Below are 15,092 nucleotides of genomic sequence, written 5' to 3' on the forward strand. Positions count from 1 at the left end.
TGTCATTTTTTAAAAGGTAAAATGAAGGATAGATAAAACAGAACTTAATCAGCTTTATCTATCCTTTTTTGTAGTATTACAAGATTACGATTTGACAAAGATAAATTAATAATTTCGTCATTCTAGATAAGCGCCCGATTGTCTAGTAATTTTCAGCTTGATAAATATAAATTATAGAATTACTCCTTTATTGAACAATCAATTGGAAGAAGTTGTTTAATGGGACAATTCTGTCCAAAATCAAGTAAATGTACTTAACTCTTTAAAACCGCTTTACCCTTTAATTTTCTTGTTATTTTCTAGAGGCACAGGGTCAATACTCTGATCATTAGCTGTCAAGTCAATGCCATAGTCCTTCGCGAATACCATATGCGTTTCTACTAGAACCTCAGCTGTATTTTCATCTAGATTAAATACTCTGGCGCCCCGTAGTCTGTTCCTTTCAGCTCCCGGCAGACCATAAGCACCGAACCCGGTACTGCCCGCATACCCAAGCAAGATTCCGTAATAATTACCTACGTAAGTGTTTATATGATCATGACCGCAAAAAACGCCCTTGACATCGCCTCTCTCCAGCATCGCTGAGAACAGTCCCCCGTTGATTGGTCCCATACACTCTTCTTCATTTCTTTCTCCTACTATATTATGCTTTTTAACGGCAATCTCATGATTAGAGTCTGTTCTTTGGTCTACGCTCGCATACCACATAAACCTGTGTTCCCAAAGAGGAATATGGATGAAAGCGAGTGAAGGAATTTTTTTTCGCCATTTTCTCTCTAACTTCTTAGACGTCTCATAATACCAATTTACCTGATTAAAACGAAGCCAGTCCCACGTAGGATATCCTTGGAAATCTTGACCCGCTATGGTTTTTGGTGCATATCTTCCACTATCAAGAAGCCAGAGGTTGAAAGCTGCCTTTTTTCCTTTTGAATCCTTTATAAGTAAATTCATATTACCTGTCCCAGTAATACCTTCGACAGTAGGCTTGTTCATATTGTATTTATAAGAAAGATAGATTTTGAGCATGTCTTCCTCATCAAGACCGCCCTTCGGGGTAGAATCTTCATCATGATTTCCAAAGGTAATAGCCCACTTGATTCCTCTTTGTTCCATAGGATGTGCAACATTGTTAATGGCTTGCTTCATCTCCATAGGTGTATCGCATCCACCCGTAATAATGTCTCCATTAAGCACAACAAAATCAGGTTTTTCTGTATCAAGCACTTTCTCCATAAGCTGTAATGTTCTACGATCAATACGTTCATCATCTTGTGTATCATTAAATTGAACGATTTTTAATTTTCCATTACGATTAAATTGTAGAGAAATGTCATCTTTTTCTTCAGCGAGTGCTGTGGTGCTAAATAAATCATCTGAAAGTCCAGAGAATCCAAGTGTTAAGGCAAGTGTACTCATTCCTCCTATCTTAATAAAATTCCGTCTATCCAACCCTTCATGTGGTTCTTGATTCTTCATAAAAAATCTCCCATTCTCTTCTAGTAACTGTTTTATAGGGATAAAGCTATCGATTTCAATGGTGAGCATATAAGGATTACAAAAAATACGTGAAGAAAAACTATGTAGTTCCAATTCAAAAAACCATTACTATAAACAAAGTCTCCCTGTTTTTCATCGCAAAAACTGGATTGGATATTTATAGTATTACAACCTTACATTTTATTGAAGATCACCCTATAAAGTTCAGTTCTTACTTCATAATAAGGTGAAACTATTAGTAGAGTATTAACCTTATATGAAAGGTAAGTAAAGAAAACAATAGAAGAAGGAATGTCTGAGATATCAAAGATCCTTTCTAAATCTCTACTTATTCATCGATGAATACGTTAATAGATGGTGGATTTGAAGTTCATGTTTTCTAACCATTTTCCCATTTTTCGTCTATTTTATTAAAGTTTGTACCAGTACTAGTGGCATAGTCTTTATTCTTCATCTGAAATAGTAGCTGGATTTTTATAAGAAAGAAGTTGATCTAGAGGTAACTTTGGTATCAAGCATAACTAGTATTTCTATTTCTTAAGTATAGAATCTCTACTCTTTTATAGAGCCACTACAAAAAAACTGCCGATTTCTCAGCAGCCCCCTTCCGATTAATACCTTTTCTGTTACATACAATCCCAGGTATTTCCATATGTATCTTGTTATACAATCAGATCATTGCTCTTAAAATAGTCTAAGAAAGTCTCCGCTATGGATGGATCGAAATGCTTTCCCTTTTGTTCGTGTATGTAGAATAACGCTCGCTCCACTGGCCATGAATCTTTATAAGGTCTTCTGCTGATCAATGCGTCGAACACATCCACAATGGCTACAATTCTAGCTTCTAATGGAATATCTTCCCCTTTCAAACGATAGGGATATCCCGTTCCATCCCATTTTTCATGATGGTAGGTGATGATGTTTTCAGCCACTTCCAGACTGCTGATCATCTCATGGTTTATTTCCCTTGAAATCTTATTCAAAATATCAGCTCCCATTAATGGGTGCATCTCAATGATTTTCCGTTCGTATGGAGATAAGGGACCTGGTTTATATAAAATCCCTTCAGGAATCTCCGCTTTCCCGATGTCATGTAAAATACTTGCATGAGCAATATGGTTAATATAGCTTTTAGATAGTTCTAAATGGTTTCTTCGATTATGTGCCAAAACCAGATTCTCGGTTAAGATTTGTACTCTCAATAAATGCTCTTCGATGCCAGGATCTCGGATTTCGCATGAAATAGCAAGGACCTTTAACAATTCTCTCTGGTTCTCGACTCTTTTGTTTTCCGAAAGATAAACCCCTTCTTTCAATTGCTCCAATTCGCGAAAAACCCCAACAAAATACAGATGATTCTCTATATGAATCGGAGTGATTGTAATCGAGGAATGCCAAATATCTCCTGATTTCTTTCGATTGGTGAAGACCCCTGACCAAGGATTCCCCTTCCTTAATTCTCTTTTAAGGGACGTGTAGGTACACGGAGGTGTTAACCCTGACTTTAAAAATCCAGCCTTGAATCCAATGATGTTGTCTCTTGAATACCCAGTGGTTTGCTCATAATACGCATTAATATCAACAATGCGATGATGGTGATCCGTAATGATGACGGCATCCGCCAGCTTTAAATACCCCACCAATTCAAGTGGTACACTTGATTTAACTTTCAATGTCTATACCTCCATCAAATTACTTCATTTCTTGTGTAATCATGGTAAGGCTATCGGCAGATAAAGTTACTTCTTCAAATGCTTGACTTAATTCATTCACCACATTCACAAAGGAAACTAATTCATTTTCAATCTTGTCATTTTGGAATTTCGTTTCACCCATCGTTCTTAGTATTTGTTCAAAATGATTTTCCGTTTCTTTCATGCTTTCATTACCGTCTTTTACAGCCTCCCTAATGTTTTCGAGAGAGTGTGTTAATTTTCCAGCTTGAGCGTTCGTCTCTATGATTAAAGTGGATACGTTTGTTACTGACTTTTTAGTTTCTTCGGAAAGCTTACGAACTTCTCCAGCTACAACAGCAAAACCTTTTCCAGCGTCACCCGCTCGTGCTGCTTCAATTGCCGCATTTAGAGCTAATAAATTTGTTTGTTCGGCAATGCTTGTTACTATATTCACAATGACCTGCATCCTATTCGAAATTTCGAGCAATACCTCTACATCACCTGATATATCATTGACCGATTGATGGATATTCACCATCGTGTCATTTTGTTTGCTTAGCTGATTTTTCCCTTTTCCAGCTCGTTTTTCTGCTAGCACTGATAAGGCAGTCCCTTTGTTTGCAAGTGTAACAATTTCATGGGACTGAACCCTTAATTGTTGGAAGGATGCATTAGTCTCTTCGGAAATCGCCGCGAGGTTTTCTGAAGAATTTGCCACACGTTCCTTCATCCATTTTTTTTGCTCTTCGTCTTGTTCTCTCAATCTTTCCGTTTCAGAATCATACGCTTCCAGCACTAATTGTTGTTCCAGATTTAATAGTCTAGTTACAGCCTTTACAGCTAGAAAAGCTTCCACTCGATCTTCTATGTGTTCTTCAATGATAGTGGTAAGAGAAAGGAGAAGATCCTGAAAGGCACACATATACCATTTTGTTTTAAGTCCGATTTTGACATGAATCTGGGCAATCTGTATCCTTTTTTCGAAGTAGGTCTGATCAATAACGCCATCAAACATCTCGGAAATATGTTTTTTAAGGGTTTTTCTTAATCGATCAATCGAGCTCTTATCATGGATGATGGTTAATAAGGAAGGTTCATTTTCTAAATTTTTATAAAATTCACTTACGATATCATCAATTTTCTCAATGACAATGGGTTGTAAACGGTTCATGATTCGAAGATCCTCTTTAGTTAGGCTAATCATTTGCACTTGATTTTCAATCTCCGTCCCCCTAGGTATATCCAATTTAGCATTCCCTGCTATGTTAACTATGTTTTCTTTTTGTGAATTGAATCTCTTAAAAAACAATGAACTTCCTCCTGAACTACAATCTAATTACCAGGTATATAATACCATAAATAACTCAGATACAGTAGTTACTTATATCTATATATATGACAATTCAAGGAATTTTCACAAAGTTTTCTGTTCTATCAAATAATAATTCTGAAATAGCTAATTAAAACGTTTCATTATTAAGTAGGATATGAAACTTTTTATCAACTACTTAAATACAACCCCAGGCGTTTCTATATGTATCTTGTTATACAATCAGATCTTTGCTCTTAAAATAGTCTATGAAAGTCTCTGCTATGGATGGATCGAAATAATTTCCCCTTTTGTTCGTGTATGTTTGCCTTACTATCTCTTTTCAGCTTATTGAATCTATGAAGGGTAAATTGATTCAGTTTCCTAGAAAGTTGCACCTTTTATATGAGGTAATGCCTAAACTATCTTCCTGTTTTCTGGAAAAAAGAATGATTATATTGTGTTTTAAAGGGAAATTCATTTATAATTCGCATTAGATGATTTTTTAGTTTCGAATACGAGAGGAGAACGGATATGAAGAAACTATTGTACCCTATCGTTATTGGATTATTGGCAGTATTTTTAACAGCTTGTGGTTCGAACGATGAAGCTGATAAAAAAAATGACGAGAAAGAAACGGCTAAAACAACTGAGGATCAGCAAAAACAGATGGAAGAATTGCAGAAGAAACTAGACAAGCAAAAGGTAGATGAAAAGAAAACAGTGGCCATCGTCAATGACGAGAAAATTTCAGGTGCGGAATATAATAACATGCTGTCTACGACACAAATGCAGATGCAACAATTGGGACAAGATCCAACCTCGAAGAAAGTAGCCGAACAAATTAAAGAGCAAACGATCAATTCTTTAGTGGGGCAAAGACTGCTGCTTCAAGCTGCTGAAAAAAAGGGCTACACAGCCTCCAAGGATGAAATCGAAAAGCAACTTGCAGAAATGAAAGGCCGATACGAGAATGATGAGAAATTTAATGAAGCGATGAAACAAGCAGGGTTGAATTTGGAAAAGTTGAAAACTCAGATCGCTAAAGATATTCCGTATACGAAGTACGTTGATAAAGAGATTAAAGTAGAAGAAGCAACTGATGAAGAAATTGAAAAGTATTACGACCAGGTTAAGGAGCAAGCGAAGGCAAGTGGGCAAGAGGCACAGAAACTTGAAGAAATGAAGCCGCAAATCAAGAAGCTACTAGAGCAACAAAAGAAACAAGAAAAGCTTGTGAAACATGTGGAAGAGCTTCAAAAAGATGCTAAGGTTAAGATTAAAATTTAATTAAGAAGACAGCTGCCGAATTGAAGTGAACCAAAAAAGTTAGACAGTTTATTTAATTAGGCAGCCTCAAAGGCATGAACCCGGTAATCTACCGGGCTCATGCCTTTTAATTTTCCCTTGATTCGTTGATGATTGTAGTAATGGATAAAAGAATAAACAGCTGAAGCCACCCTTGTTAATTCAGGATCAATACTTGGCCCGCAAACACCGGTTGAACAACACATTGACGGATCAAAGTTTTCAACTTTCATCACTAGCTCATCTCCCCTCAATATATAATCATTTACTCATGCTATGGATAAAACGAAAGCCGAGAGATCACTCTCGGCTTTTCAATGTTATTTATACGCCTGTTTTAGAGAAACGTTCAATTCTTGCTCCAATTTCATCACGAACACGTTGGAAAGTAGCCCATTTTTCTTCATCTGTTCCTTCCGCTTTTGCTGGGTCATCAAAGCCCCAGTGTTCCCGTTTAACATGCGGTGGCGTCATTGGACATTTGTCTGCTGCATCACCACATAAAGTCACAACAAAATCTGCATTATTTAAAATGTCAGTGTCGATGATATCTGATGACTGATTGGAAATATCCACTCCAACTTCATTCATTGCCTTTACGGCATTTGGATTTAACCCATGGGCTTCAATTCCTGCACTAAGCACTTCCCATTCGTTTCCTAAATATTTCTTGCCCCATGCCTCTGCCATTTGGCTTCTGCAAGAGTTACCTGTACATAAAAAGTAAAGGGTTCTTTTAGCCATATTGTATCTCTCCTTTTAAAGTAAAGTAAGTGTTTAATGAATAATGAGCAACCATATATATAAGCCAACTAATGTGATGAACAATGTTGGAATGGTTAAGATGATTCCCGTTTTAAAGTAGGTTCCCCATGAGATTTTCACGCCTTTTAATGAAAGGACATGTAGCCACAATAATGTAGCCAAAGAACCAATCGGTGTAATTTTCGGGCCCAAGTCCGAACCTATAACATTTGCATAAATAAGGGCCTCCCTAATCACGACTGTTGTATTGGTGTCGGAAATGGCAAGGGCATCAATCATCACAGTTGGCATGTTATTCATAAGCGATGAGAGAATGGCGGCAATGAAGCCCATCCCAATCGTTGCTGAAAATAGCCCTTGATCGGCGGTAACTTGGATTAAATCCGTTAATACATTTGTTAATCCAACATTTCGTAGGCTGTAAACCACTACATACATGCCAATTGAGAAAAACACGATTGCCCATGGCGCGCCTTTAATAACGGTTTTCGTGTTGACCACTGGGCTCCTTCTAGCCATCATTAGAAAGAAAATAGCAACAATACCTGCAATAATGGATACAGGTACCCTAATAAATTCACTTGAAAAATAACCAATAAGTAAAATTCCTAGTACTATCCAAGACAACCGAAACATTCTTTGGTCTTGAATGGCTTCCACTGGTTTTTTAAGTTGTGATACATCATAATTTTTCGGAATGCTTTTACGGAAAAATAGATATAAAACCAAGATACTTGCTACAAGTGCAAAAAGATCTGGTACAATCATTCTTGATGCAAACTCGGCAAAACTGATATTGAAGAAATCTGCGGACACAATGTTTACAAGATTACTTACCACTAAAGGTAGTGAGGTTGTATCGGCAATAAAACCACTAGCTATGATAAATGGAAAAATCATTTTATCACTAAACTTTAAGGCACGAACCATTGCTAATACAATCGGTGTAAGAATAAGAGCTGCTCCGTCATTTGCAAAAAAAGCAGCCACAAGAGCACCCAGGACACTTACATAGACAAACATCCTTACTCCATTTCCCTTGGCCGCTCTAGCCATATGTAAAGCCGCCCATTCAAAAAAGCCTATCTCATCTAAAATAAGGGAGATAATAATAATGGCGATGAAGGCGAGCGTTGCGTTCCAGACAATTGATGTCACGTCTATGACATCTGTAAAATCCACCACACCCACAAGTAAAGCTAATACCGCTCCGCCACAAGCTGACCATCCAATCGACAATCCCTTTGGCTGCCAGATGACAAGTACGAGCGTTAATAAAAAGATGATAATTGCCAAAATAACTGAACCCACTGAAGTAGTACCTCCTAGTTAGTCACAACAAATTCGTTTTCCTTGTGCTGTTAATTCTTCTACTTTAAATGCTTGACTTGGCAAGTCCTTGATAACGGTTTGAATAAATGAGTAATACGAAGATGTTTGGTTTAACGAGTAAAATATCCATTGTCCTCTTCTCGCTTCATTCACAATTCCGCTATCTTTCAACTTACGTAAATGTTGGCTGATAGCTGGCTGGCTCATATCGAACAAGTCCACAAATTCACAGACACAACATTCATGCTCAGACATGATTTTAACCATGGTCAAACGTGTTTTATCACCTAGAAGTTTAAGAATGCTCGCAGCAATTTCTATATCCGTAGCTTCATTCGTTTGCATTTTACCCCTCCTCAACTAATTGTTAAATAATTATATACTTATATCTTAAAAACGATAAACTTCTACCGTCTCATTTCCTGATCATTATATAAGCATATTCTTATATATTCAAGTGAAAACTATATATCTTAAAATTTTTTACTTTAATCTTCTTGAAAGACCAGCCTGGTTTCAGATTGGTCTTCTGCTTTTATTCGCTACAAGAATTTTTTTAATTTCCAATTTCGCTCGAACAGGACTGCCACAGCACTCACAACTATTTCATCGATATCACCGATCGTGAATTCTTCTTCGTTTAGTTTTTTCTCACAAAAGTTATTTTATCGTTTGTTGGTTAAACTCCGTTAATATGAAATGGAGTTAGAATATTTATTCGCCCAGATTTCAATAATTGCTGAATTCTAATACCTAATAGAGTTGTATGGTGGGTTAGAAAACGACTGCTTGCCGGCTCGTGGAGCCCTTAAGCTTCAAATTCGGTAATTTGTCCTTTTTCTGTCATTCGAGATGATATTTAACCACTTCTAACGTGAGCCAAAACACTGCAAGTCAGTTCCTTTAAAATACATCATTTTTCATTCGATATTTAGTAAGAAATTCTTAAGTATGCAAAGCCCTTTCTCTAATTCATCAGAATCCTTGGCCGATGTCAGCGAAATACGAATAAACTGATCGGATTTATCATTTTTGACCAAAAAACGATGGGAATGATAAACATGAATACCATGTTCCAAAGCGTTCTGTTCAAACTGTTTCAGCTGATACTTTTGGCGCAACGGAAGCCAACGAAAGAAACTCAACGGGTTTTCGTTAGAATTTTCTTTTTGAAAATATTTTTGATAGAGAAGATTACGTTCTTTTGCAATTTCTTTCTTTTGCGAAATAATCTTCTCTGCACTGCCAGTATTGATCAACTCAGTTATAACTTCTGCATTTAATAAGGAGGTTTTTATATTGATATTGAAAATTCCGTGCGTGATTTTTTCGGCAAACTGATTAGCGTAGGCCAAAAATCCAACTCGCATTCCGGAGCTTAGTGATTTAGAGATACTTAAACTATAAACAAACCGTTCCGGTACAAAATGTGAAATCGGTAAATAGCCTTGCGGTGCGAGGAAAGAAAATATGTCATCTTCCATTAGTATAAGGTTGTGTTTATTTATGACCTTTGCTATATCTTTTCTTCGATTCATATCCATAATGATAGCAGTCGGATTATTACAGGAAGGAATTAAATAGATCCCCTGCAAATGATTAGCCCTGCATATGGCGTCTAACCGTTCTGGTAACATTCCAAAGGTATCTCCTTCTACTGGAACTAAATGAATATTAAGCATATTCGCCAATTCTATAAAATTAGGATAATGGATTGAACAGGGACATTAAAATCAGTGTAAGGGAATTTTGCCCCCCTGAAGTTATCGCGATATTTTCAACAGATATATCCATGTTAAAACGCTCCATCCACTTTTTGGCTGCCATTCTATGATAAGGCATGCCTAATGGGTGTCTGTAATCCAATAATTTTTCCAAATAATTTTTAGTGACAATTCTTTTAATCGTTTCTGCTACTAATGCATTTGAGCAATCAAGTGGTTCTATAATACCCATCTCTATGAAACTCTTATTCTCTTCGCTATCTGCCATGAAAATAGCATTTCCCACATTAGGAGCGACAAAGGTTCCACTTCCGGTAACAGCGTAAATTAATCCTTTAACTTCACATATTTTAAAAGCTCTGGTTACTGTACTAAGATTAATATCAAGATAATCTGCTAGTTCTCTTTGAGGCGGAAGTTTGGTATTAGGTGATAGGTATGCAATGGATCTATATATTGGAGAAGCAAGCTGTTTCTTATCTGGTTTCCACGTCATGGGGTAATTTTCAAATGAATTTACAGGCATATTGAGCCTCCAGATAATTGTATTGCATACAATAATATCATTGAAAGCATACAATTACGATGATAAAGTAATTTTGTAAATATGAGTTTTAGATAAAGACAAGGAGGTTATTAGAATGAAATATTACGTGGTAGACGCGTTTGCTGAAAAAGTGTTTGAAGGAAATCCTGCTGGTGTCTGCATCATGGAAGAATGGTTGTCGGATGATACTATGCAGAAAATCGCTACTGAAAACAACCTTTCTGAAACAGCATTTGCTGTGAAAGAGGGTGAAAGCTACAGATTAAGATGGTTTACGCCGGCAGACGAAATTGAACTCTGTGGCCACGCTACTTTGGCAACGGCTTATGTAATTGCCAACTATTACGAAAATAATGTGGAGGAAATCAAGTTTCAAACAATGAGTGGTGAACTTGTTGTATTAAAAAAAGATGAACTTTACGAAATGGATTTTCCAAGCAGGATGCCAGAAGAATTTCCTCTAACAGATCAAATAGTCGAAGCTCTTGGTGTTAAGCCTATAGAAACCTATCTGGGCAGAGATTTGATGTTAGTATTGGAAAAGGAAGAGGATGTTCAAAATGCCTCCCCTGACTTTTCTAAGCTAGAAAAATTGCCGGATGGTTTGGGCGTTTCAATCACGGCGAAAAGTAATAAATACGATTTTGTTTCTAGATCCTTTTTCCCGAATCTCAAGGTGAATGAAGACCCTGTTTGTGGTTCTGCACATTGTAATTTCATTCCTTACTGGGCAAAACGTCTTGGTAAGAATGAAATGGTAGCAAGACAGCTTTCCAAACGCGGAGGAACATTATACTGCAAATCTTCGGGAGATAGAGTGAAAATCAGTGGGTCCGCAGTTTTATACGCTATTGCTGATCTACAGATACGTTGAGAAATGAGGTTAACTTTTTAATAGAAATGGAACGAAAAATCGAAGAATCCGATAGCTGGGCTATTTTAACTGTTTTACTTTGGGGATTATTCGTTTTTGACCAGTTATTTAGTTTGCTAGGTTTCATAATGTCAATTTCCATATTTTACCTCCAACACTAAGCCGACCACTATAACAAATATTGTGGTTGGTAATCCTCTTAGTAGATTTCATTAGTTCAGTTATTCCTTTACATAGAATGGTTAGTTGATTATTAGATTTTGTAGTGCTAGCTGGAACAATCATTTTTCTCAATTAGCTACTGTAAAAGCCTATATCCCTTTTACTTTATCTCTTCTGAGTGAATTACCCCTCTTTTTCCAATGTCTCATTGCAGAAGTATTTACTTCAGCAAGCTAATTTTCTCTTTTTTGGTGTGAAAAAACAGTAAATGAAATCTAAGGTTAGCGCAGCGCATTGGACATTGTTGTCCAGCAACCATTTCCCACAGCTCGATCATGTCATAAAAAACGCAGCTTACACCCCCCCATCGACTTCCTGTGTCCGTAGAACTCATCATATATTCTAGCGAGGGTTCGACTAATAAGCGATCGAGGAGTGTTTTTATCGGACTAAAACCCCATATCTAGTTTCTCTTAACCAATTTCTCTATTAACCGACCAACAGGTATTGAAAAGAAGTCCAATGCTCTGTAAAAAAGACCACGAACGCATATGATTATGAAACCGATTAGCCCCGCTATCAGAGTAACGGTTATTAATTCGATTAAGTTGCCCGATGATTCTTGAAACATTTTCAACATCCATTCTTTCATCCCAAAGTCCCCCTATTTTACTTTCGATTCACAAATGAATAGCGAACTGTACGGAAGCATTAACAGATTGCTTTTAAACACCGTTGCAATAATAGTCAACGTTAGTTTTATTCTTTTCGAATAACTTAGTTAAACGGGTAATATCATCCCACTTGGCACGCACATATACATCTTTTGTTATCCATAAGTGTATGTATCTCCTCTAGCTTTCCATCCAGTATTAATGAATATCGGGCGGGCTACTCTCGACATAGCATTGCGCCAAGATCCGTACATATAGCAAGGAAGCCCCCGCACTTGCATTTGCTGTTGTATAGCGATTCTCTAAACGTTTTAATCAATCATTCATATGATTTTTGAAAACGTCTGGGAACTACTTTTACGAGCTGCTAACGTTAATCAGCCCCATAGTTTATATATTTCGTTGCTGTATTGTAGAGTATGTTCTGATTATTCTTTAGATTAAAATCTTTACATCAGTGTTTCAAAATCAGGCTTACATTGTTGATGATTTCACCGTCCAATATTGTTCCAAATGGAATATTTACATGGATTAATATGAAATTTAGTTGTGACCTCGAGCTCACTTATGAAATCATCGTCCTCGAAGGATATACTCTGTTTTGTTGCAATTAACATTGGAGAAATAAACAAAGTTACTACATCTAGTCCATCTTATCACTTCAAGCTCATTGATTTTATGGTAAATGTTGTTAATTTTTCCGGAACACTATTTTATATAAAAAGAAAAACACGGAAGAGTTATTCGCCCGTGAATTCCGTCCCCCCATGTTTGGTTGTATGAATAGCCGTTGAAGTAAATTTCCAAATCGTGAAACATTCGGTAATAATTACAACTCCACTCGTAATGTTGTTTACCGTCCTTTGTGAAACGCCTTCTTTGTTACTATTTATTCAACAATAAAGAAGATCTATTCTTAACTATCACCAGGGGTTAACATAGTAATTTGTTCTTCACACATTAAAGAGCCTTGATGGTTTCTGCTAAAGGGGGTACCATGTTGTTCATATTTCGTAGAGATCATCTGGGGGAATAGTACATTCATTAGTTGTGGCGACCTTTTTCTTATGCCACAAACAGGGCAGGTTAATTAAACAAAAATACCAGAAATTATGTTAAAATTCAGAAGATATAAATGTCTCAATATTCAATTTATTAGGAGGACAAGAAATGAGTGGGATTGCAAAAACTCTTCAACCACCGTATTATGCAGTGATCTTTTCTTCACAGCGAACGGAAGGTGACAATGGTTATGGAAAAATGTCAGACAAAATGGAAGAGTTAGCTTCTCAACAGCAGGGTTTCTTAGGCGTGGAAAGTGCTCGAGATGAGGGGCTAGGAATCACTGTGTCATACTGGGAATCTCTAGATGCAATAAAGAATTGGAAGGAACATTCAGCACATAAAGCTGCACAAGACAAAGGTAAAACAGAATGGTATAAAAATTTCGCAGCTAGAGTTTGTAAAGTGGAGCGAGATAACCTTTTCGAAATGTAATGATAAATAAATATTGTACATCTTCAGTTAACGGGGACTTTACCTCAATTAAGGAGGTTGCTGCGGCAACCTTTTCTTATTCAACAAAAAAGGAAGAATCGCCTTACAAATAACGTCTTTTTTTGCTTTGAATCATTAAGAAAAAAATCAGCAGGATAATTAAGTAACTTGGACACAGAGAAATCAAGTCACTTCATCAGTGTGGAAAGTATTGAATTTTGAAACTAAACCAAAAAAACTGCCGATTACTCAGCAGTTCATTCTTCCTTATAAATACTTCCGATGAATACTTTTTCCATCATAGGAAAACAGGACTTCTTTTCCTTCCATGACCGATTCCATATGCACGGAACGTCCCCAGAGCTGATGGATATACGGCATGACTTTTTCAAGATATTTCAGGTCCAATTCAATACCCTCGTACCAATGTTTTAAGTAAAGTTCACCATTCCGCATGTAGTCGCCGTCATTTACTGTGATATATGGGAATCCTCCGTTCACTCTCATACTGACGAGCTGATCGCGAACTTGCTCCCACGCTTTGTCGACAATTTTATAATCCTTGCCCTGCTTCTGGAATAAATACATATCCTCCCGCATAACCAGGTCTTTCGTCAAATAATTGCGCAGAAAGGATATATCCGATTCAATTTCCCTGACTTCGAACATCTTTTCCCTACCGGATCCAGGCTTAACGCCAAGTCTTATCATTTCTTCGGTTGGATTATCATAGCGTTCTTCAATATCTTCAAGCACCTTCAGCCCAAGGTAATAAGGGTTAATGCTGGTTCGTGATGGTTGAACAACACCTGCATTCAATTTGGCAAATTCAATTGCTTCACCTGAAGATAAATCCAATTCACGGATAATGCGCTGATGCCAGTAGGATGCCCAGCCTTCGTTCATGATTTTCGTTTCGAGCTGTGGCCAGAAATACAGCATCTCTTCCCTAATCATTGTCATGATATCCCGCTGCCAATCTGCTAAATCCCTACTGTACTGCTCAATGAAAAGCATAATATCCTTCTCAGGCCTCGGAGGAAATTTTTTCCGACCTTTCACGTTAGATTTCTTTGGCTTATCCTTATTATCAAGGTTCCATAAATCATCGTATTGAGTCGCTGCAGGCTTTATTTCCTCTTCTTCTTCCTCATCCTCCATCGTCCAGGCAAGCTTTGGTCTCATAAGTGACGGATCGATATGTTCTTCGATAGCCAAAAGAGCATCGAGGAATGTTTCTACTTCCTTTTTGCCATGCAGAATTTCATATTCTCGAATTCTTTCTGCCGTGGCCGACATACTTTCTACCATATCTCTCTTTGTGTTATTGAAACGAACATTATTTTTAAAGAAATCACAATGCGCCAAAACGTGGGCAACAATCAATTTATTTTGCACAAGTGAATTGGAGTCAAGAAGAAAAGCATAACAAGGATTAGAGTTAATAACCAGTTCATAAATCTTACTTAATCCAAAATCATACTGTAGCTTCATTTTATGAAACTGCTTTCCAAAACTCCAATGAGAATAACGAGTTGGCATCCCATATGCACCAAATGTATAAATAATTTCTGAAGGACAAATTTCATAACGCATCGGGTAAAAATCCAACCCGAACCCAGTTGCTATTTCTGTAATCTCACTAATGGCATATTCCAGAGCCTTTTGCTCCGCTTCATTCATCCGATATCCCCCTTGTCTTCCGCCTTTATCCTAATGTATGA

The 15,092-nt window shown here is 37.1% G+C and carries 14 protein-coding genes; 3 read left to right on the forward strand and 11 right to left on the reverse strand.

Annotation, left to right across the window (positions count from 1 at the left end):
- Positions 1–273 precede the first annotated feature (273 nt).
- The 3 genes from JFU50_RS04655 to JFU50_RS04665 all read right to left on the reverse strand — a co-directional run bounded on the left by JFU50_RS04655 (position 274) and on the right by JFU50_RS04665 (position 4,485).
- Complete coding sequence (locus JFU50_RS04655) at positions 274–1,479, reverse strand: metallophosphoesterase family protein (protein WP_201221882.1); 1,206 nt, start codon at positions 1,477–1,479, stop codon at positions 274–276.
- Between the two features lie 683 nt (positions 1,480–2,162).
- Complete coding sequence (locus JFU50_RS04660; protein ID WP_201221884.1) at positions 2,163–3,173, reverse strand: HD domain-containing phosphohydrolase; 1,011 nt, start codon at positions 3,171–3,173, stop codon at positions 2,163–2,165.
- 19 nt (positions 3,174–3,192) lie between these two features.
- The gene (locus tag JFU50_RS04665; protein WP_242486105.1) at positions 3,193–4,485 is read right to left on the reverse strand and encodes a globin-coupled sensor protein; all 1,293 of its coding nucleotides are present in this window, start codon (positions 4,483–4,485) and stop codon (positions 3,193–3,195) included.
- A gap of 534 nt (positions 4,486–5,019) precedes the next feature.
- Between JFU50_RS04665 and JFU50_RS04670 the strand changes: the two genes are divergently transcribed.
- A complete protein-coding gene (locus tag JFU50_RS04670; protein WP_201221886.1) occupies positions 5,020–5,775 on the forward strand; it encodes a SurA N-terminal domain-containing protein in 756 nt (251 codons plus the stop codon).
- Between the two features lie 56 nt (positions 5,776–5,831).
- Here JFU50_RS04670 and JFU50_RS31355 read toward each other — a convergent pair whose 3' ends face one another.
- From JFU50_RS31355 to JFU50_RS30625, 6 genes are all read right to left on the reverse strand, one after another.
- A complete protein-coding gene (locus tag JFU50_RS31355; RefSeq protein ID WP_207196517.1) occupies positions 5,832–6,026 on the reverse strand; it encodes an arsenic metallochaperone ArsD family protein in 195 nt (64 codons plus the stop codon).
- Positions 6,027–6,117: 91 nt separating this feature from the next.
- Positions 6,118–6,537: an arsenate reductase (thioredoxin) gene (gene arsC / locus JFU50_RS04680; RefSeq protein ID WP_201221890.1), complete on the reverse strand. Its 420-nt coding sequence runs from the start codon at positions 6,535–6,537 to the stop codon at positions 6,118–6,120.
- A gap of 33 nt (positions 6,538–6,570) precedes the next feature.
- Positions 6,571–7,869 (reverse strand): arsenic transporter, encoded by a 1,299-nt coding sequence (locus JFU50_RS04685; protein ID WP_201221892.1) that lies wholly within the window; start codon positions 7,867–7,869, stop codon positions 6,571–6,573.
- A gap of 18 nt (positions 7,870–7,887) precedes the next feature.
- On the reverse strand, positions 7,888–8,235 hold the full coding sequence (locus tag JFU50_RS04690) for an ArsR/SmtB family transcription factor (RefSeq protein ID WP_201221894.1): 348 nt from the start codon (positions 8,233–8,235) through the stop codon (positions 7,888–7,890).
- A gap of 575 nt (positions 8,236–8,810) precedes the next feature.
- Entirely contained in the window at positions 8,811–9,572 is a 762-nt protein-coding gene (locus JFU50_RS30620; protein ID WP_242489025.1) for an aminotransferase class I/II-fold pyridoxal phosphate-dependent enzyme, read from the reverse strand.
- A gap of 19 nt (positions 9,573–9,591) precedes the next feature.
- Positions 9,592–10,140 carry a GntR family transcriptional regulator gene (locus JFU50_RS30625; protein ID WP_242489026.1) on the reverse strand — a complete coding sequence of 183 codons (549 nt, stop codon included), beginning with the start codon at positions 10,138–10,140 and terminating at the stop codon, positions 9,592–9,594.
- 115 nt (positions 10,141–10,255) lie between these two features.
- On the opposite strand from JFU50_RS30625, the gene JFU50_RS04700 reads away from it, so the two are divergent.
- Entirely contained in the window at positions 10,256–11,035 is a 780-nt protein-coding gene (locus JFU50_RS04700; protein WP_201182284.1) for a PhzF family phenazine biosynthesis protein, read from the forward strand.
- Positions 11,036–11,660: 625 nt separating this feature from the next.
- Here JFU50_RS04700 and JFU50_RS04705 read toward each other — a convergent pair.
- On the reverse strand, positions 11,661–11,849 hold the full coding sequence (locus JFU50_RS04705) for a hypothetical protein (RefSeq protein ID WP_201221896.1): 189 nt from the start codon (positions 11,847–11,849) through the stop codon (positions 11,661–11,663).
- A 1,192-nt stretch (positions 11,850–13,041) separates the two neighbouring features.
- On the opposite strand from JFU50_RS04705, the gene JFU50_RS04710 reads away from it, so the two are divergent.
- Positions 13,042–13,368: an antibiotic biosynthesis monooxygenase family protein gene (locus tag JFU50_RS04710; RefSeq protein WP_201221898.1), complete on the forward strand. Its 327-nt coding sequence runs from the start codon at positions 13,042–13,044 to the stop codon at positions 13,366–13,368.
- Positions 13,369–13,635: 267 nt separating this feature from the next.
- Here JFU50_RS04710 and JFU50_RS04715 read toward each other — a convergent pair whose 3' ends face one another.
- The gene (locus JFU50_RS04715; RefSeq protein WP_201182288.1) at positions 13,636–15,051 is read right to left on the reverse strand and encodes a SpoVR family protein; all 1,416 of its coding nucleotides are present in this window, start codon (positions 15,049–15,051) and stop codon (positions 13,636–13,638) included.
- Positions 15,052–15,092 lie beyond the last annotated feature (41 nt).

The sequence above is a fragment of the Peribacillus sp. TH14 genome (genome assembly GCF_016651145.1).
Classification (GTDB): domain Bacteria; phylum Bacillota; class Bacilli; order Bacillales; family DSM-1321; genus Peribacillus; species Peribacillus butanolivorans.

Bases quoted from the DNA above. Each gene is read 5' to 3' on its own strand.
- JFU50_RS04655 (WP_201221882.1), bottom strand. From the start codon at position 1,479: ATGAAGAATCAAGAACCACATGAAGGGTTGGATAGACGGAATTTTATT.
- JFU50_RS04670 (WP_201221886.1), top strand. From the start codon at position 5,020: ATGAAGAAACTATTGTACCCTATCGTTATTGGATTATTGGCAGTATTT.
- JFU50_RS31355 (WP_207196517.1), bottom strand. From the start codon at position 6,026: ATGAAAGTTGAAAACTTTGATCCGTCAATGTGTTGTTCAACCGGTGTT.
- arsC (WP_201221890.1), bottom strand. From the start codon at position 6,537: ATGGCTAAAAGAACCCTTTACTTTTTATGTACAGGTAACTCTTGCAGA.
- JFU50_RS04690 (WP_201221894.1), bottom strand. From the start codon at position 8,235: ATGCAAACGAATGAAGCTACGGATATAGAAATTGCTGCGAGCATTCTT.
- JFU50_RS30620 (WP_242489025.1), bottom strand. From the start codon at position 9,572: ATGCTTAATATTCATTTAGTTCCAGTAGAAGGAGATACCTTTGGAATG.
- JFU50_RS30625 (WP_242489026.1), bottom strand. From the start codon at position 10,140: ATGCCTGTAAATTCATTTGAAAATTACCCCATGACGTGGAAACCAGAT.
- JFU50_RS04700 (WP_201182284.1), top strand. From the start codon at position 10,256: ATGAAATATTACGTGGTAGACGCGTTTGCTGAAAAAGTGTTTGAAGGA.
- JFU50_RS04705 (WP_201221896.1), bottom strand. From the start codon at position 11,849: ATGAAAGAATGGATGTTGAAAATGTTTCAAGAATCATCGGGCAACTTA.
- JFU50_RS04710 (WP_201221898.1), top strand. From the start codon at position 13,042: ATGAGTGGGATTGCAAAAACTCTTCAACCACCGTATTATGCAGTGATC.
- JFU50_RS04715 (WP_201182288.1), bottom strand. From the start codon at position 15,051: ATGAATGAAGCGGAGCAAAAGGCTCTGGAATATGCCATTAGTGAGATT.